Source organism: Veillonella sp. ACP1 (assembly GCF_000286635.1).
Classification (GTDB): domain Bacteria; phylum Bacillota; class Negativicutes; order Veillonellales; family Veillonellaceae; genus Veillonella; species Veillonella atypica.
In genome coordinates, this window is record NZ_ALKL01000011.1 from 64,314 (window position 1) to 83,093 (window position 18,780).

Genomic DNA, 18,780 nt, shown 5'->3' on the forward strand with positions numbered 1-18,780 from the left:
TATCACCTCAAATTACGAACTATCGTTATTATGGAATCCACCATCTTAATGATGGTAAATGTAGATTTCACACGCTTATAGCCCTGTTCTATCATAGATACGCGAATTACATCATCCTGCATTAACGTTTGAATAGCTTCAGCAATTACTTCACTATTAACCGCATCAATAAGAATACCTGATACGCCATTCTCAATAATTTCTCCCTGTGCTCCTGATGTACTTGCTATAACAGGAACTTTACAATACATAGCCTCACATAATACAAGACCAAATGCTTCTCGTACTTTTGATGGAGCCACTAGACAATCGATAGACCGATAAAAACGATTCATATCCTGCTGAAAACCAATATATTCCACATAGTCTTTCATATCATATTGCATCATATAATGATGCAATTCTTGAATATCATCATGAATACCATCACCACATATACGCAATCGAATATCACCATTACAATCATGTATTATTTTAATGGCTTCTAATAACTCATATATTCCCTTGTTTTCCGTAATACGTCCTGCATACCCTACAATAAAGTGCTTAGATTCATTTTGTTTACTCTCAATAGTAGGAAAGCGATGTGTATTAATGCCATTATAAACTAGATGATATTTTTCAGAAATTGAAGGTATAACTTGTGCATCATAGACTCGTTTAGATACACAAATGAAAGCATCTACATGAGATTGAATCCAACGATGGTAAATATCAGTTTTTGCCTGTACTATATTGTGTTTGTAAAAAATCAGTTTTGCACCTGTTAAATGTTTTAATGCCAAGCATAATAGAATATATTTACCCGAATGACATTGAATAACATCAATACCATATTGGTTCATTTGTTTAACAATAGAACCAATAGATAAAAAACCTTTACACGAATAAAGATTAGCTGTAATGATTTCTGATACTGATGTAAATCGGTCTTGTAGTTCCTGATTTGTTTCATCTACTAAAACAAAAGAGGATATCTGCCGTCGATGTAGTTCGTCGCACATATCATATACATATTGCTCTCCGCCGCCCCATACTTTGGCGCCTACTACATTTAGTATCGACATAGATACCCTCCTTAAAATATATATTGCAATTAACTATATATATTTAATCATATATGTATTTATTTTTCATCTACTTTTTAGAAAATAGTATCTTTTCATAATTGATCAACCAAGTTGTTAGTAAAGTCCAATTACGTGCTTCATCAGCATGATTATCGATAGGTCGAACTTGTTCCACAGGCTCAGTTGAAGGCATATTACTTTCACCATAATCCATACGGACATCACCCATCATAGTATCAGTCATCCATTGATAAGGAGTTACTAAGGTTTCAGGCTGCTCCTCAAATAACGATGGAGTAATAGAATAATACTCAAATCCTTTAGGTGCAATAGCCTCGATAATCGTTGGCATAATACTCATATGGGTACCTTTTTTAGTAACGATCATATTATCCTCTAACTCAGGATGTTGAAATAAACCAACCGTACAGAATGTATCGCGTAATGTATAATCACGATGAATAAGCGACGTATTATTTAATGAACCAAATAGATTCGAATGATCTCCTGTAACAATAAATAAGCTATCTGGATACAATTGTTGCATAGATTCAACAAATGTAAAGATAGCCTTATCGCTATAACGATAGGTTGCTAGTTCCTTATTACGCGTTTTATTAGAACGTAAATCCTCACCTACGTCTGGCATAACCTTTTGTGGATCATAATCAAGTAAGTCATCCTCCATCTTATACGGACCATGATTAGAGGTTGTATAGATAAAATGGAATGTAGGCTCATCAATTTCTTTGATTTGTTGTGCAATATTTTCTAAAAATACATGATCATAAACACCAACCCATGTTTTAGGTGCATTAGGTCCACAGAAGATAGACGCACTTTCCACACGGTCGAAGCCTTGTGCTTTCCCAAAGTGATTAAAATTGCCATACGATGCATTACCACCATACCAATATATAGTTTGATATCCTAGTTGCTTCATTTGATGTGCAAAGGACGTAGGAAATGCACCCTTCCAGAAACTTTCTCTCTCATTAATTTCCAATCCCGCATCATAGATACCACTCATAAGACTTACGATAGATGGTCTTGATACATTACCTGCCGGTAAAAAATTAGGGATTTGAACTGTATGTAATTGCTCTTTAAAATTCCATAATCCTGGGCAAATATTAAGAGACTTATGCGTTTTATCTAACGACCACTGAGGGATACTTTCACCAACAATAAAGAAAATATGCTTAGGTTTCGTAATCTTAGGACCTTTAGCAATTCTTTTGAAAGCATATAATGGATTATCAAGAGTATCCCAATTATCTTTATAATCTCTAGGTACAACACGATTTATAGCGTTATTAATATCTTCTTCAGATGCAGTATACTCAGAGCGTAATGGGTTTTTATAAACCGTTTCCAATGCGCATAAATCAGGTACAGTCGCACGAGCAAAAAATATATCTTCTTTTACAACTGTAGGAATCGTATCCCATTCTGGCTTATCGTCATGAGATAAAGTACCACCATAACGAAACCAATAAAAGCCAATAACCGATACAATGACTAAGAATATATTCCACAATACTGTCATCCATGTACTCTCAAAAGTAGGATAAGGGATAGATGGTAAAGATAGAAAAGCACTTCCTGCCAACCATGAAATGATAGCTACTGGAATAAATCCAACCAATACCAATAGGCCTCTATCTTGGTTGAAAAATACATCGATAAGATTATTCTTTTCTGCATGTTTGCCATAGTGGACCATATAGTTATAAGTATCATGAAAATGCTTATAAAAGATCATCTTTCCTGCAAAGGCAGCATATACTACACAAGAGTAAATCGTTAATCCAATGAGGCGCACCATATCTTCATATTGATGATATGTACCAAAGAATAATGCTGGTATAGTAATGAGAACTAAAGGTACTAAAAATACATAGGCATCAAAGTCCATGCCCCACCAAAATCCATAGCGTAGTGCACCTAAAACAGATTGCCAACGTCCTTGCCAAGTAGGATATGGATTATAGCTACGCATAAATATTATACGGAATATAGTACTTAATATAGGGGCCCATATCATTAATTTTATATTTTGTTGTAATGATAAGAAAAATTGTTCACTCATTATATATTACGACTTTCTCTCACTATAGATTCTAATATATCCCCTTAATTCTTCTAATATTAAAGTAAATCACAATCTCCCGTTTGATTTATTTAAGTAATACAGCTTTACATATTTTGTAACAGTATACATATAATGATATAAAGATAAGATGAAACCTATTTTGCCATCAAGAAATCCCTTTTGCAAAATATATATCTTAAAGAATGCCCAATGAGGGCGAAGTATAATATCCTTCCAAAAAGAACAATGTTTACCTTGTTCATGATATTTCTCAGCAGCTGCCGATGTATATTTGTTGAACTTATTGAAATACTGAGTCCAATTATCGTAGGTATAATGAAACAGTTTTCCTTTTAGTGTATCTTGTGGAAATGGGCTAATAAAGGTTTCATGCACAAAGCCCTCTACGGTCGCCCCTTCTGTTGGCATCAACCGTAATACCTTATCTGGACGCATAGATCCATGCGTTGCAGAATTGTGATGAAATATATTGTGACGAGATAACCAATACGCTTTTTTCTCCCCACCTTGTACAACTTTTCTTATTTCTTCATTTAATGCAGGAGATACTCGTTCATCAGAATCAATAAATAGAATCCACTCTGATGTTGCTTGGCTAATACCAAATCGTCGTTGTTGAGACCAATCATTATTCAAAGGATGAGAAATAACCTTAGCCCCTAATTCTTCTGCTAATACAACTGTTTTGTCTGTACTACCATCATCAATGACGAGTATTTCATCTGCACATTGAATGCTTTTAATGCAGTCCGCTATATGCTGTTCTTCGTTTCTAGCAAGAATGATTGCAGTAACTTTTGTCATGTTATATCTCTCCCTCTGGTAAATAGTTGTCCATCATATCAACAAGTTTATAAAGATTTGATAGACGATACCATTGAAGTTATCGTAAATGTAGATGCTACACGATTATAACCGTGTTTCTGTATTTTTTTATATTCCGCTGGTTGATCCAAAAAATACATAATGGCCTTAGCTATATGTTCACCATCTACAAAATCTAATAATAAACCATCATCCCCATGAGTAATAATTTCTCTTTGAGCTCCTGAAATGCTAGTGATAACAGGTGTTTTACAATACATAGATTCACAAATAACGAGACCAAATGCCTCTTTTACTTTCGATGGTGTTACCAAACAATGAATAGAACGATAAAACTCGTTCATATTATACTGAAACCCTAAATTAATAACATACGACTCCATATGATTATCACGTATATAAGTATTTAGCATTTGTATCGCTTGTTCTGATACATCCCCACACATACGTAATTCAACGGATTTACCTGATTCATGTAAATATTTTATAGCATCTAATAATTCGATAATACCTTTATCTTCACTAATTCTACCCGCATACCCAACAACAAATCGATCATGAGGCTTTTCAATGTGTTTATCAGGAAATCGATGTGTATTTATTCCATTATAAATTAAATGATACTTATCTTCTTTTCCAGGTACTACTTGCGCATCATATACACATTTTGAAACACATACAAAGGCATCTACTTGATTTTGAATCCATCGATGATAGATATCCGTTTTCGCTGGTAATACATTATGTTTAAAAAAGATAACCTTTACACCGGTCATCTTTTTTAAAATTATAGATAACAATATATATTTACCTGTATGACATAAAATAGTATCAATATGATGTTTTCGGATGAAAGTAGCTATTTTATTAAGAGAAAATACCCATTTACTTTTACGGATTGTACATGTAAAAACCGTGGCTACCTCTTTGTAACGCTCAACAAAATCTATTTTCCATCCATCAGTCAATATAAATGGTACAATTTCCTGTCGTTTAAGTTCTTCACTCATATCATAAACATATTGTTCCATACCACCCCATACAGAACTTTCTATGATATTAAGAATACCTCGTTTTTTTTCCATTCCATTAAAACCCCTTATATCTATATTTCTGAGCCATATTAAATCCAATCCTATACTTTATTTTACGAAGTACATACATAAATTTATTATATATTTTCAAACATTCTTTGCGAATAGAATCAATAATATTTCCTTTTTTTATTATCATTTCATGATATATAGTGTCATTCCCATATCGTATATTAACTGGTCCATGTTGAATCATAACTGGTATATAATCCATCATAAAATCACGTTTTATAGAATTACCATCTATCGAAAATTCCATATCTGTTTTATCTAACATTGAATCATAATAAACATATATAGATGGTAAACTTTCTCTTCTATATATAGTCCAATCATAAGCAAATTGCTGATTAGCTACTATATGACAAAAAGTAGGTTTACTTTCATTAAAAGAATAGATTTCAATTTCACTAATACCAGCTATACCTTCTTTTGCCTTAGTAACAGTCATCGCTATCCATTCAACAACTATAGGATGTTCAAATACATAGGTCTTCATATATGGACAGTCTTCAAAAAGTGGATATGAATATTGAGGCACATTAACCTCTAAACCATTACTAGTTTTAATAGTGACACCTTGCAAACCATTCAATTCATCAGACTCGAACCAAACATTTTCAAACCAATCTATTCGTTCTATAGTTGTTGGTTTATTAAAACTAATGGTTATCGTTGGTTTATTATCTTTTGTATCTGGAATCCATGCATATTCTATAGAAGAAGCTATATTCTTTGTTACATCTCTTACATCATAACGTAAAAAATCATTAAGTTTACTACAATCACCAGATGTAGCAGTTATTGTAGCATGTAACGCTACATTATCTGTTCTACGCTCCCAAAATACTTGATCTCCATTAATAAGTTTAGGTCCATGTTTATACGATGACTGAGACATATGTGATCCTAGCGCTTTAAATATAGGATTTTCTATTAATACTGTATTACGACAAGCTTGTGGTACAGGGATTCTAATACGATCAGCCCATAGTAACATAGGATTATTCGTACTCCATCGCTTATCTTTAATCCATTGTCTATTTTGGACCGTAGATTCTAAATGATTGTCATAGTAATCATTAATAGATTCAAAATTAGTATCATAAGCAAATGACTTTAACACTTTAGGTTTATAGGTAACCTGTTTTTTTAGAATTATACCAATAGCTTCTTCAACAGCAATAGATGTCAATTTATGGTCTACATGTATATCGTGATCAACAGCAATAATAGCATTGGGTTTAAATCGTAATATAATATCTTCTAAAGCAAGCACTATATTTGTATAGGTATAATCTAATAATCTACCCATATATTTACTTGCATAGTCTTGAATATTACAAGCGCCATGTGTTTGACTAAAACCAGCGTGATGTGTAACAATACTCTCCCGATTAGATAAGAATTCTTTACCATATCCATCTGGAAATCCTAAAAAATGTATATTTTTTAAAGGCAAATGCATTATTTTGGCCATTTTTATGACCTCTTTATAACGAATATCTGCCTTATACTGGTAATCTCCATTTGTAACATATACAAGAATAACATCTAATCCTTCTTCGATAGCACCATATATTGTTGCTCCTGCAATATTAATTTCATCATCTTGATGGGGAACAATCACCATAACTGTATTTCCACCAAAGAAATCTCTATATTTAAAACTCGAATAAGACATTATAGTTAGGTCCTCATTATTTAGACTAATATTTTTTACAACTTGGCCCTTTGCACCGCTTGCATTTTCCACAGCCCTTATCCGTAGTTTTCTGTCCGTGGTCATCTATGAAATCTACGGTTAGTCCTTTTTTGTGGACTTTTTGGACTCCTTCTTCAAGGCTTTTTCTAATTTTTTAGCTTTTTTATCCTTCTTAGCATCCTTGTCTTTTTTAGCTTTTTTAGAATCCTTATCCTTCTTGCTCTTTTTGGACTCTTTGTCCTTCTTGGACTTCTTAGATTCCTTTACTAATTCGGACTCTTTCTTAGACTGCTTGTCTTTCTTGTCCTTCTTTTTATCTTTATCTTTCTTTTTCTTATCTTTTTTATCCTTTTTACCTGAAAGCTTCGCCCATTCTTCTTCTACGCGTTTCAGTTGTTTTTTAATAAGCTTGTCGATTTCCTTTTGTTGTTTAGTTTTATCCTTATCGCCCGTGGATTGTTTGGAATACAACAAGGAATTTACCATATCATAAGGATCTAAAGATGTATGAATATCTCGGTCTAATAGGCTTTCATCATCAAAATCGTCCTCTTCGTCATCAAAGTCATCATTATTGACGTCATTACGACTAGATGTTGTTTTCTTATTGACTGAATGCTCATTAAAATAAACAGCATCTTGATTATCAATAGGATATTCCTTAGAAAGGTCGATATCTTCGATGTTATGATCTATATCGTGCAACTTAATTTGCTCCATTGCATAGTCCAAATTATCTTGATTGGACGCACCATAGCCCATCGGTTTATCAAAGGAAAGAACATCGCCAAATAAATCACGTTCCAAGCTTTCATAAGAATTAAGCATGCTCATGCGGTCCTGAACGACCTCAATTTGATTCCACAATTCCATCAAATTCGCCGTATATTGCATGCGTTCCTTAACCTCTAAATAGGCTTGGTAAATAACAGACAGTTCTTTTTCGTTGAGACCTTCCTCAGCACCGATTTCCTCAATCATTTGCTGAATTTCTTGATCACGATTATAACGCTCCACTAAGGCATTGCGAACTTCTTCAATAAGACTTGCTGATACGCGTTCCATACGTTCCTCCTTTATGGTATATACTCAGCCCTAATCACTACGATTAATCATTACGAATCAATACATACCATGGTGAATAGAAAAATAAATTTTTATACTCTCTAATCTATTATTATATCAGAAAATATGCGGATTTTCTGAAGATAATAGAAAAAGATATCCCCTAAAGGATATCTTTTTAGTAACTTATAAAATTTATTTTTTATTAATCTCTTTTACATGCATCCATACTGTATCTATAGATGATTGTTCATCATTACCTGTTAGATTATAAAAATCCTCTTCATCCGCTATAGCTTTATTATACTCAATTCTCTTTTTATCAAATTCAGCATAGATTAAAGACACTTTTTCCCTCATTACTTCATTAGATATTGAACCATTATTTACTAAAATCGATAGCTCATTATCGCTCAATAATTTATCTATACTATTTTTCCAAAAATCAAGAGTCAAAGTTTTCTTTAATGAAACTCTTAATTCTGCAATTTCTAGGAAAGCTGTAACTAATCGATTTAATATACTAAGTTCAGCTTCTAGTAAATAATTTTTGGCTATATATATATCATTTTTACGGACTATCTCACCACTCCAGCTAGTCAATGCCATATTTGGTTTAGTAGAATCAGCCCTTGATAAAATTAACTCTGCTTTCTAAACTGAACGCCTCTATTTGATCTAACCCTAAAAGCAACTGCTAAAATAGCTTCTAAATTATAAAATGCATTTTTGTAATTCTTATTATCTCGTGCAGTTATAAAATAATACTTTACAACTGAATTAATATCTAATTCACCATCTTTAAAGCAGTTTTTTAGGTGTCTACCAATATTTTGTTTCGTAGTATTAAATAATTCAGCAATTTGTTCTTGATTAAGCCAAATATCACCATCTATTTCATATAACTCAATTTGTGTTAAACCATCTTGTGTCTTATACATAACAAAATTATCTGTATTAAACTTTTCTAAATTATCCAATACTACACCTCCAATACTACTTTAATCTATATTCACATACTATCATTAGCCAATATTAAGGTCAATTTACTAAAACACATTCACTCTATATACCAATATGCGTTCTTTTTCATCAGTTTCTCGAAATAAATCACCACACTGTATAGGTTTTTCTGCTTCGAGGCGCACATGGTTATTTAGGAAGTTTTCTACTTCTTCGTTAACATAGTAGAAGAATAGTAGAATTTCTCTTGGATGATGATATAAAGAATCAAAGATATTACCTAGTACGCGTTTAATGGTGTGAAGTGCAAAGGGATTAAAGAAAAAGCATCGATCTGCATTGTCTGGCAATGTATAGGTAGCAGCATCGCCAAGGACAAAGGATACACGGTTCTTGGTAGCTGGGCTTTCACCATTTACGATGGCCCGTTCATACAAACGTTCATCGTATTCGATACCAATGGAATGGCACCGCGTCTGATTAGCTATAAATATGCTAACGCGCCCCTTGCCACTGCCGTAATCGATGAGGGTGTTTTGTTTCGTAATATATCCGCTATTCGCAAGGCGTTCAAGAACGCAGTAATCTGTTGGCTCATATGGATGGTGCTCTGTATCCGAACGGCTATCATCGCGACCTGCTGTCTTTATTTGTAATATACTTTCCCATTCTTGATCGGCTACCATTGATACACTCCCAACTATCGTAAATATTGCGCTATGTTATATTGTTATTGTTTCTATTATACTATCTTACAAAATCTACTACTAATTTCCTACTACATTATATTTCTCTATCAATACATAAAGATTACCTATCCAATGTATGTAATTATAAATTACACGATTTCTAATAAATTGCGCTAAATTTAATTTTATTATATAATTTAATCAATATTTTGATAAACGCTGTAAAATAAGGAGATATGATTAATAAAATCTTATTAATGGCTCTTGTGCTAGGCACACTTTCTACAACAAATGCACTAGCTGCTACGGACATGGCTACTACTATGTCTAGTACAAGCTCTACCACTGCTACCTCTGAAGCTAAGACTCATCAAACAGAAGCGTACGGCATGCAATCTGTAACGGCAGTGCCAAAAATTTATGGTGATGGTGAAAAAATAGCGGCTATCATCATCAAATATCCAGAAGCAATCCAAGAAAGTGCACTAGCGCTCAATACTTTCACGGTAGAAGGCAAAACAATCAACAATATCTATACTAATTCTGTGCCTGAACTGAAAGAAAATTACAAATCTACAGCTAAAGGTTTGCACGATGGTGCCCCTCAAATAGATACAACAGTAGGACAAACAAATACGGTCAAAGCTAGTAAAAAAGACAATAACTCCAAAGCTACAGCAGCTGATCAATACGTTGTAGTGGAATTTGAATATGAAAACTCTACACCATTCGTTTTAGCACCACGCTCTAATAAACCTAAAAATAATAGTGCTGTAGGCGGCGATGCACCGCTACGTTCCAATCGTAAATTGCCTGATTTAAACGTTACAGTCACACAAGTTCAACCGGTAGTGACTAAAACAGGTACTATATACGGCCCTTCACAAACGAGCGTAATCAATACATCTACGGCATCTACTATTATAGATGAGTTTAAAACATATATTTACACAGATCCATCTACGGGTAATAGCATTCCTTACAATGTATTTTTACCGAAAAACTATGATGCATCAAAACAATATCCTCTATATTTCTTCATAGCTGACTCCAGTGCCAATATCAATGATAATCGCACGGTACTATTCCAAGGTAATGGTGCTACTGTTTTCGCTAGCCCTGAGGAACAAGCAAAACATGAAGCCATCATCGTTGCCCCTCAATACACTCAAGATTTAGTAGATACACTTGGTATGATGACTACCGATAAAAATGAATGGACTCCAGGTCTTACCTTGGTAGATAATCTATTACATCATGTCATCGCTACGTATCCAATTGATAAAAACCGAATTTATGGTTCTGGTCAGTCTCAAGGTGGTATGGCAAACATCGCTATTAGCGACAAACATCCTGATTTATTTACGGCTCAATTCCTCGTAGCATGCCAATGGAATACGGAGGAAATGAAAGTATTAAAGGATAAAAAATTGTGGATACTCGTATCCGAAGGCGATGATAAAGCATATCCTGGCATGAATACAGCTACTAAAAATTGGGCCGAATTAGGCACTAAAATTGCAACCTCTCCTATGTGGGATAGCCATTCTACACCGGAACAATTCGACGCATTGGTGAAAGCTACAGTCGATCAAAAGGCTCCTATTAATTACACGGTATTTAAAGATGGCAACCATATGTACACATGGTCTGTAGCTTATAATATCGAAGGCATTAGAGATTGGTTATTCAGCCAAACTAAGGAAAAATAGACCATACAAAAAGCAGGGTTGCTATGAACCGACCCCTTAATGTTAGACCAAAAATCTCAACGTTATCAATCATTGTATACATAGATAACATCATTTACAAACGTTAAATAATCATGTAATATAATATATGACAAAGGAAGTCAATGTGTGACACGTTTTCACGCAAACAAAAAGGAGGGTGGCAGCCCTCCTTTTTTTGCGCTATTTACCATATATGATTCGAATATGATATACTAAAGAGTAATATTTCAATTTTCTCATGTGCAGAATTGTATCTCATAAAAAGGAGTATTTACTTACATGGACAGTGATCTGACCTTAGATTTTATAATTATCGTCATTTTAATCATCGCGAACGGCATTTTTTCTATGACCGAGCTCGCCATCGTCAATGCCAAGAAGCGTCGCCTCGAGGAGATGGCCGAGTCTGGCAATGAGCGCGCCAAGAAGGCCTTTGAGTTGGCGGAGAATCCTAACGAGATGTTCTCTACCATCCAAATCGGTATCACTCTCGTCGGCATTTTGACCGGTTTGTATTCCGGTGCCACCTTTTCCGCACCATTAGCTGACATATTGGTGAAAGCCTTCCCTAGTATCGCTCCTTATGAGGCTTCTATCAGTTCCTTCTTAATTGTTTCTATCATCACCTATTTATCCCTTGTTATCGGTGAATTAGTGCCAAAACGCCTAGCCATCAACAACCCTGAGGCCATTGCCGTTGTTGTTTCCAAGCCAATTTACTGGCTTTCACAAGCATTAAAACCAATCGTACTGTTCCTCGGCGTGTCCACCGATTTTCTATTGAAAATATTGGGCGTTACTGTGAAAGAAGAAGCGCCTGTAACGGAATCGGAAATCAACAAAATGCTCACCGAAGGCGTAGCCATGGGGGCCTTTGAAGAAGAAGAACCAATCCTCGTAGAAAATATTTTCCACCTAGCAGATATGAACGCAGGCGACGTCATGACACCACGGACGCAACTCAAATGGATTGATTTAAACTCGTCCGAAGAAGAAATCATGGAAGTCCTAAAAACGGCGAACCAATACCGCATTCCAGTAGGTGAAGACTCTCTCGATGAATTACGAGGTATGATCAATGTAACCGATGTGATGGTCCAATGCTTACAAGGCGAAAAATCATTGCATCATGTCATCCATTCTTGCTTGAAAGAACCATTGCTCGTACCTGAGTCCATTTCTCTTATGAAATTACTCAACACATTGCGTAATGAAGGCGTTCACGAAACCATCGTCCTCGACGAATACGGCGGCTTTAGCGGCCTCGTTACCTTGCACGACATCATGGAAGAAATCGTAGGCCTCATGCCATCCGGCGAAGAAGAGCGCCAAGAAGAAGAAAACCGCATCGTCGAACGCGAAGACGGCACATGGCTCGTAGACGGTCTACTCGACGTAGACGAATTCAAAGAATTCTTCCACATCGTCAAAGAACTACCACGCGAAGAAGACGATCTCTACAAAACACTGGGCGGCCTTATGAACCTTCTATTCGGTAGAATTCCACGCGAAGGCGACAAAACCACCTGGGACGGATACACATTCGAAATCGTGGACATGGATAATACACGGATAGACAAAATTTTGGTTAGTTATGTTGAACCAGTTGTGGAACAAACAGAAGAATAAGGATCGAAGAGAGAACCCCTCCTGAAAGCCGACACGCTACTGCGCTACGCGGAGCCCGAAGTCGTTTTCAGGAGGGGTTCTCTCTTCTTCTATTCTACGTTTGTTGCACAACTTGGTTAACATAATCTATTGCGGATAGACAGGCCGGGTCTGACTCCGGCCTACGGCCTCCGCAGGGACGACGCAGGGTGTGAGCTAACAGAGGAGCGCAGCGACGCATGGAAGCCACACATCGCTAATCCAGAGACGTAAGATTTTCCATCGGAAAATCCACAGCATCTGGGAAAGTCGTTTTTGGAAGTCTATTTTTTATCACTAATATCCTATGATTCTACGTGCTCAAATTTTCATTTCTGCTATATTCGCACAACTTAGTTCAACACAATCTATGAGAAAGACACGCTATCGCGCTAAAGCGGGACCCGAAGTGGCAGCACCATGTGCCTTTTTCACTTTGTATACTTAACTCAAAGAAGTCACTAATATGGTATTTCGCTTGGGACAATGAGAGCCCCTTTGCCAGATATCAATTAGTGACTTTTTTTCTATGATCTTCATCTAATAAAGCCTTTTTTAATTCATCTAAATTTTCATAACTAGGGTATTTTGAATCTCTAGCTATTTTCTTTGCTTCTTTCATTGCTTCTAATGTTTTTTGATTATATACTTCTCTGTCTTTTTCTTGTTTCATAATTCCACCAACCTTTATCAAAACTATTATAACCTAAATTTCTCCCCGTAGGTCCCCTACTCCTAATATTAGAAAATATATATGTTTTAATTTTTCTAATTCAGATTTGCAGTAAAAAAGGACTGGCTTGTCCCAAAACGACTTCGGGCTCCGCGAAGCGCAGTAGCGTGTCGGCTTTGGGGCGAGCCAGTCCTTTGATATTGCTAAGCTATATTCTTCAAGCCATCAGGCGCAGACCGTTAAGGTAGCTGGAGGTTTTAGGAAGGTGCCTCGTAGTTACTAAAATCAGAAAACATATATATTTTCTAATGTACTTATAGAATTTTTATCTAATATATAGTATTATTTAATTGTATAAAATATATATTTCATAGTAGTTATTGCTTTTACAATAATCTCTATTACGTGTGTGAAGGAGAGGATTATGAATCGTAGTGTATTAGGTTTGACCACGGCTCTGTTGATGAGTGCACTCATCATCGGCGGTTGTGGGTCGAATCAAGATGATCATGATACGAGTCTCAAGGTACGGACGATTACGATTGGCGAAGAGGCTGGAACGACGAGTGCTGGGTATTCGGGAACCATCAAGAATCGGACGGAAACGAATCTAGCATTCCAGGTGGGCGGCCGCGTGATTAATAAGTTTGTCAGTGTGGGCACTACTGTGCAGGCCGGTCAGGTAATTGCTCAGATTAATGGCGCTGATACAGCAAGTCAGGTGCAAAATGCGCAAGGTGCTGTTACGGCGGCGCAATCGGCCTATGATTTAGCCAATACAAATGCTGAAAGATATCGCGCTTTGTACGCTGAGCAGGCTATCAGCAAATTGCAATTGGATCAGGCTGAAAATCAACTGAATGCGGCGAAAGCTCAGTTGCAACAGGCCCAAGCAGGTCTCAATTTGAGTAACAATCAAAATAGTTATACTACTTTGGTTGCTCCAGACAGCGGTATTATTACGGCTCTTAATGTCGAGGCCGGTCAGGTCGTAGCAGCAGGCCAGGCAATAGGTACCTTGGCGGCCGGTCACGAACCTGAGGCAGTCATCGCTTTGCCAGAACAGGAAATGAGCAAAATTCACCCTGGTAGCACGGCAACCATCACATTTTGGGCTTTGCCTGATGTGAAAGTACAAGGTATTGTTCGTGAAATTTCACCGGTCCCAGACCCTGTAGCGCGGACGTATATGGTCAAAATTACCTTGCAAAACCCTCCAAAAGAGGTGCAACTCGGTATGACTATCAATGCCATCCTCAATCAAACGGATACAACGGATATCTCCATACCGTTGACGGCGTTGGTGAAAGACAAACAAGGTAATAACGCAGTCTATGTCATTCGAGACAACAAAGCACATCTCGTTCCTATTCAAACTGGCGAATTTGGTAATAATTCGGTCATTGTTAAAAATGGCCTCACTAAAGGGGATATCGTCATCACCGCAGGAACCCAACAATTACAAGAAGGAACGGCGGTGCATAAATGAAGAAGTTTAATTTAGCAGATTGGGCGTTACGCCATAAATCCATTATCTACTACTTCATTGCTGTACTCCTCACCTTTGGTATATTCTCGTTCACCCACATGGGACGTATGGAAGACCCAGACTTTACGATGCGTACCATGGTTGTGGGTGTCTCATGGCCCGGTGCTTCACCGCAACAAATGTCAGATCAAGTAACGGACAAGCTCGAAGAAAAGCTACGAGATTTGCCAGGTGTAGATTATACGAAGTCTTTCACAGATGGTAGCAAATCCGTTATTTATATCAATCTAAAAGAAGATTTGCCATCGAACAAGATTCGCCCCGCTTGGGAAGAAGCGCGGAATATGATCAATGATGAATGGAAATCTTTGCCATCCGGTGTACAAGGCCCATCTATCAACGATCGATTCGATGATGTATATGGCACCATTTACGCACTTTCAGGTGACGAATTCTCGTATGAAGAGAAACGTCAACAGGCGGAAGATTTAAAACGGCAGCTCTTGTCCGTTCCGAATGTTAAGAAAATTACCCTAATCGGGGTACAAGAAAAGTCCTTAGATGTAACGATTAACAAGGACAAGCTCGCATCGTATCAGGTGAGCACACAACAATTATTGACGGCCCTTAAACAGCAAAGCGCCATGGTGCCGGCGGGCATGGTCAATACGGATACGAATAATGTATATTTACGCATTAACGGCGTCTTTGATAGCGTGGATGCGGTCAAAAATATGCCGATTCGCATCAATAACCAAACAATTCGACTCGGCGATATTGCAGACATAACGATGACCTATAAGGACCCATCCAGTCCTCAATTCTACTACGAAGGCAAGCCGGCCATTGGCATCGCCATTTCCATGGATGCAGGCGCCAATAATATCGAATTTGGTAACGCTATCGATACGAAACTAAAAGAGCTAAAAACAACGATTCCTGCAGGCTTAAACCTCGACCAAGTGTCAAATCAGCCGCACATTGTTAAGGAATCCATTGGCGATTTCTCGCAATCTTTATTCGAAGCCATCGCCATCGTATTGCTCGTCAGCTTTGCATCCCTCGGCATTCGCACCGGTATCGTGGTGGCCCTCACCATTCCGGTCGTCGTGTCTACGACATTCGTACTGATGTATGAAAATGGCATTTATTTGCATAAGGTTAGCCTTGGCGCCCTCATTTTGGCACTGGGCCTGCTCGTTGATGATGCTATCATCGTCGTGGAAATGATGAGCGTTAAGCTCGAAGAAGGCTTTAATCACTGGCGCGCCGCTACGTTCGCCTATGAATCAACGGCCTTTCCAATGCTGTCTGGCACTCTCATTACCTGTGCCGGCTTCTTACCTCTCGCCTTGGCGGAGGGCATGGTTGCAGAATTCACGAAATCCCTGTCCATTGTTGTCTTCATGGCCCTCATCCTATCCTGGATTGCGTCCGTTCTGGTCAGTCCGGTGCTAGGCTATAAAATCATCGAAAACAAGGATGAAAAACCCGAGTCGGAATGGACTCGTCGCGATCATATCATGCATCGTTTGAAAACCGTTTTTTATGCTCGTTTTGAAAGCCTCCTTCACTGGGCACTAGGTCATCATAAGGCCGTATTACTCCTAACATTAGGGGCTTTCATCCTGTCCTTGCTTTCATTCCCTCTCATCAAACAGGAATTTTTCCCATCGTCGACACGGAATGAAATCATCGTATCCATGCAATTTCCTCAAAGCTCATCCATCGATTATACCCAAAACCAAGCTAAATCATTGGATGCTTTGTTAAAGGATAATGAACATATCGACCATTTCACCACCTATGTAGGCGAAGGGTCACCGCGGTTTGTATTGACCTTAGAACCAGAATTGCCACGTGCTAATTTCATGCAAACCATCATCGTTACCAAATCTTTAGAGGATCGAGATGCATTATTCAAGGATTTACAAGATCAACTAAACGATCAATATCCATCGGCGCTCATCAATATGCAATTCGTCCAAATCGGACCGCCGTCCAAATACCCTGTTATGCTCCGCGTATCAGGTCCTGATGCATCTGAGGTTAAAACGATTGCAAACGATGTGAAAGCCAAAATGCAGGAGGATAAAGATTTACATAATATCGCCTTCGATTGGCCGGATACAGAGCCAGTTGCTCAAATCCACATTGACCCAGATAAAGCGCGTATGCTAGGCATTAATAGTTATGCCGTATCGCTTCATCTACAAAGTTTATTATCCGGTACAAAATCTGGTGAATACTACGAAGGAAACCAAACCATTCCTGTTACTTTCAGATTAAGCGGCAATGAAAACCACAACTTGGCGGCACTTTCATCATTACCAATCCAAACAGGAAATGGTTCCTATGTACCGCTTAGCCAAATTGCAACGATTTCTATGAGCCAAGAGGAAGGCATTATTTGGCACCGCAACATGATGCCAACCATTAGCATTCATGCTAATGTAGGACCTGGCGTGCTCGGCAATGCTAAGACGAAAGAAATTTACAATAAACTTGCTGAATATCGTCAAAACTTACCAACTGGCTATTCTATTGATCTCGATGGTTCTGCTGAAAAGAGCGTCACTGCTGTACAAAAATTGCTTGTGCCAATGCCAATCATGCTCTTTGCAATCATGACGATTCTCATGTTCCAATTAAAGAGAATTGCCCTTATGTTTATGGCCCTATTTACAGCCCCGCTTGGACTCATCGGTGTTGTACTGGCCTTAAATATTACGCGTACACCACTTGGATTTATGGCCATACTCGGCATCATTGCCCTCTCCGGTATGATTATTCGTAACTCCATCATCCTGTTGGACCAAATCGAAATTCACCGCGCCGAAGGACAATCTGCCCGCGAAGCCATCATCAACTCCGCTACATTGCGTTTCAGACCAATCATGCTAACCGCCATCGCGGCCATCCTAGGTATGATACCACTCATGAGATCCGTATTCTGGAGTCCACTCGCCATCGCATTCAGCGGCGGTCTACTCGTAGCAACCATACTAACACTCATCGTACTACCAGTTATGTACGCAACATGGTATAAGGTTAAATAAATAATATAAATAGATATCTATTATCAATCTAATAATTGATTGACTACTAATTCTGATAATGTTAATATAACTTTGACAAGGGAAATAAATAAGTTGCAATGTATTCACGCAACAAAGAAAAAACAGCAGGGTGGCAGCCCTGCTGTTTTATATTGCCTTACATACATATCCCTATTTTAAAATAGAACAGGCCTGTTCTATTTTTTAAGAGCACCATACATACTTTTTTAAATTAGTACACGCCTGTTCTATTTCTAAAAAGCACTATACACACCTTTATTAAATTAGTACACGCCTGTTCTATTTCTAAAAAGCACTATACATACCTTTCTTAAATTAGTACACGCCTGTTCTATTTCTAAAAAGCACTATACACACCTTTCTTAAATTAGTACACGCCTGTTCTAATTTTTTAAGAGCCCCATCATTGAATACTAAAAGGCAGCAGATTTTTTGATCTGCTGCCTTTTCTCTAATTTAGCCTGTCGTATTTAATAAGAAAAGCTGAACATGACTTCCATGCGACTTTACCTTCACTGTGGATTTCATTTCATGAAATCTTACGTTCAGGACTAAGTAATGGGTAGGCCTTCTCTCCTTAGTTCGATTGTATTTAATAGAAAATAGATGGGGCCACTTGTTTCATGACTTT

14 protein-coding genes are annotated in these 18,780 nt (G+C 37.4%); 4 read left to right on the forward strand and 10 right to left on the reverse strand.

From position 1 onward, the window contains the following. Window positions 1–2 precede the first annotated feature (2 nt). From HMPREF1151_RS05470 to HMPREF1151_RS05510, 9 genes are all read right to left on the reverse strand, one after another. Complete coding sequence (locus HMPREF1151_RS05470) at window positions 3–1,067, reverse strand: glycosyltransferase family 4 protein (RefSeq protein WP_009661372.1); 1,065 nt, start codon at window positions 1,065–1,067, stop codon at window positions 3–5. Between the two features lie 70 nt (window positions 1,068–1,137). Next, window positions 1,138–3,162 carry an LTA synthase family protein gene (locus HMPREF1151_RS05475; RefSeq protein ID WP_009661367.1) on the reverse strand — a complete coding sequence of 675 codons (2,025 nt, stop codon included), beginning with the start codon at window positions 3,160–3,162 and terminating at the stop codon, window positions 1,138–1,140. Window positions 3,163–3,231: 69 nt separating this feature from the next. After that, window positions 3,232–3,990, reverse strand: coding sequence for a glycosyltransferase family 2 protein (locus tag HMPREF1151_RS05480; protein WP_009661363.1), 759 nt, complete (start codon window positions 3,988–3,990; stop codon window positions 3,232–3,234). A gap of 47 nt (window positions 3,991–4,037) precedes the next feature. Beyond that, window positions 4,038–5,096, reverse strand: coding sequence for a glycosyltransferase family 4 protein (locus HMPREF1151_RS05485; protein ID WP_009661384.1), 1,059 nt, complete (start codon window positions 5,094–5,096; stop codon window positions 4,038–4,040). Between the two features lie 4 nt (window positions 5,097–5,100). Next, window positions 5,101–6,861, reverse strand: coding sequence for a PIG-L family deacetylase (locus HMPREF1151_RS09580; protein WP_198002249.1), 1,761 nt, complete (start codon window positions 6,859–6,861; stop codon window positions 5,101–5,103). 48 nt (window positions 6,862–6,909) lie between these two features. Continuing rightward, a complete protein-coding gene (locus HMPREF1151_RS05495) occupies window positions 6,910–7,875 on the reverse strand; it encodes a hypothetical protein (RefSeq protein WP_009661323.1) in 966 nt (321 codons plus the stop codon). Between the two features lie 195 nt (window positions 7,876–8,070). Beyond that, window positions 8,071–8,484, reverse strand: a complete 414-nt coding sequence (rhuM, locus tag HMPREF1151_RS09920; RefSeq protein WP_038141370.1) for a RhuM family protein — start codon at window positions 8,482–8,484, stop codon at window positions 8,071–8,073. Window positions 8,485–8,516: 32 nt separating this feature from the next. Further along, window positions 8,517–8,855 carry a RhuM family protein gene (rhuM, locus tag HMPREF1151_RS09925; RefSeq protein ID WP_009661332.1) on the reverse strand — a complete coding sequence of 113 codons (339 nt, stop codon included), beginning with the start codon at window positions 8,853–8,855 and terminating at the stop codon, window positions 8,517–8,519. A gap of 69 nt (window positions 8,856–8,924) precedes the next feature. Continuing rightward, complete coding sequence (locus HMPREF1151_RS05510) at window positions 8,925–9,524, reverse strand: class I SAM-dependent methyltransferase (protein WP_009661360.1); 600 nt, start codon at window positions 9,522–9,524, stop codon at window positions 8,925–8,927. A 239-nt stretch (window positions 9,525–9,763) separates the two neighbouring features. Between HMPREF1151_RS05510 and HMPREF1151_RS05515 the strand changes: the two genes are divergently transcribed. Together HMPREF1151_RS05515 and HMPREF1151_RS05520 are read left to right on the forward strand one after the other, a co-directional pair. Beyond that, a complete protein-coding gene (locus HMPREF1151_RS05515) occupies window positions 9,764–11,239 on the forward strand; it encodes a prolyl oligopeptidase family serine peptidase (RefSeq protein WP_009661378.1) in 1,476 nt (491 codons plus the stop codon). 300 nt (window positions 11,240–11,539) lie between these two features. After that, the gene (locus HMPREF1151_RS05520) at window positions 11,540–12,889 is read left to right on the forward strand and encodes a hemolysin family protein (RefSeq protein WP_009661336.1); all 1,350 of its coding nucleotides are present in this window, start codon (window positions 11,540–11,542) and stop codon (window positions 12,887–12,889) included. A 526-nt stretch (window positions 12,890–13,415) separates the two neighbouring features. Here the strand turns inward: HMPREF1151_RS05520 and HMPREF1151_RS09835 are convergent. After that, the gene (locus HMPREF1151_RS09835; RefSeq protein ID WP_009661324.1) at window positions 13,416–13,580 is read right to left on the reverse strand and encodes a hypothetical protein; all 165 of its coding nucleotides are present in this window, start codon (window positions 13,578–13,580) and stop codon (window positions 13,416–13,418) included. 424 nt (window positions 13,581–14,004) lie between these two features. On the opposite strand from HMPREF1151_RS09835, the gene HMPREF1151_RS05525 reads away from it, so the two are divergent. Together HMPREF1151_RS05525 and HMPREF1151_RS05530 are read left to right on the forward strand one after the other, a co-directional pair. Continuing rightward, window positions 14,005–15,069, forward strand: coding sequence for an efflux RND transporter periplasmic adaptor subunit (locus HMPREF1151_RS05525; protein WP_009661370.1), 1,065 nt, complete (start codon window positions 14,005–14,007; stop codon window positions 15,067–15,069). Next, window positions 15,066–18,128 carry an efflux RND transporter permease subunit gene (locus tag HMPREF1151_RS05530; RefSeq protein WP_009661376.1) on the forward strand — a complete coding sequence of 1,021 codons (3,063 nt, stop codon included), beginning with the start codon at window positions 15,066–15,068 and terminating at the stop codon, window positions 18,126–18,128. The genes HMPREF1151_RS05525 and HMPREF1151_RS05530 overlap by 4 nt, the downstream gene beginning before the upstream one ends. Window positions 18,129–18,780 lie beyond the last annotated feature (652 nt).

Bases quoted from the DNA above. Each gene is read 5' to 3' on its own strand.
- HMPREF1151_RS05470 (WP_009661372.1), bottom strand. From the start codon at position 1,067: ATGTCGATACTAAATGTAGTAGGCGCCAAAGTATGGGGCGGCGGAGAG.
- HMPREF1151_RS05475 (WP_009661367.1), bottom strand. From the start codon at position 3,162: ATGAGTGAACAATTTTTCTTATCATTACAACAAAATATAAAATTAATG.
- HMPREF1151_RS05480 (WP_009661363.1), bottom strand. From the start codon at position 3,990: ATGACAAAAGTTACTGCAATCATTCTTGCTAGAAACGAAGAACAGCAT.
- HMPREF1151_RS05485 (WP_009661384.1), bottom strand. From the start codon at position 5,096: ATGGAAAAAAAACGAGGTATTCTTAATATCATAGAAAGTTCTGTATGG.
- HMPREF1151_RS05495 (WP_009661323.1), bottom strand. From the start codon at position 7,875: ATGGAACGCGTATCAGCAAGTCTTATTGAAGAAGTTCGCAATGCCTTA.
- rhuM (WP_038141370.1), bottom strand. From the start codon at position 8,484: ATGGCATTGACTAGCTGGAGTGGTGAGATAGTCCGTAAAAATGATATA.
- HMPREF1151_RS05510 (WP_009661360.1), bottom strand. From the start codon at position 9,524: ATGGTAGCCGATCAAGAATGGGAAAGTATATTACAAATAAAGACAGCA.
- HMPREF1151_RS05515 (WP_009661378.1), top strand. From the start codon at position 9,764: ATGATTAATAAAATCTTATTAATGGCTCTTGTGCTAGGCACACTTTCT.
- HMPREF1151_RS05520 (WP_009661336.1), top strand. From the start codon at position 11,540: ATGGACAGTGATCTGACCTTAGATTTTATAATTATCGTCATTTTAATC.
- HMPREF1151_RS09835 (WP_009661324.1), bottom strand. From the start codon at position 13,580: ATGAAACAAGAAAAAGACAGAGAAGTATATAATCAAAAAACATTAGAA.
- HMPREF1151_RS05525 (WP_009661370.1), top strand. From the start codon at position 14,005: ATGAATCGTAGTGTATTAGGTTTGACCACGGCTCTGTTGATGAGTGCA.
- HMPREF1151_RS05530 (WP_009661376.1), top strand. From the start codon at position 15,066: ATGAAGAAGTTTAATTTAGCAGATTGGGCGTTACGCCATAAATCCATT.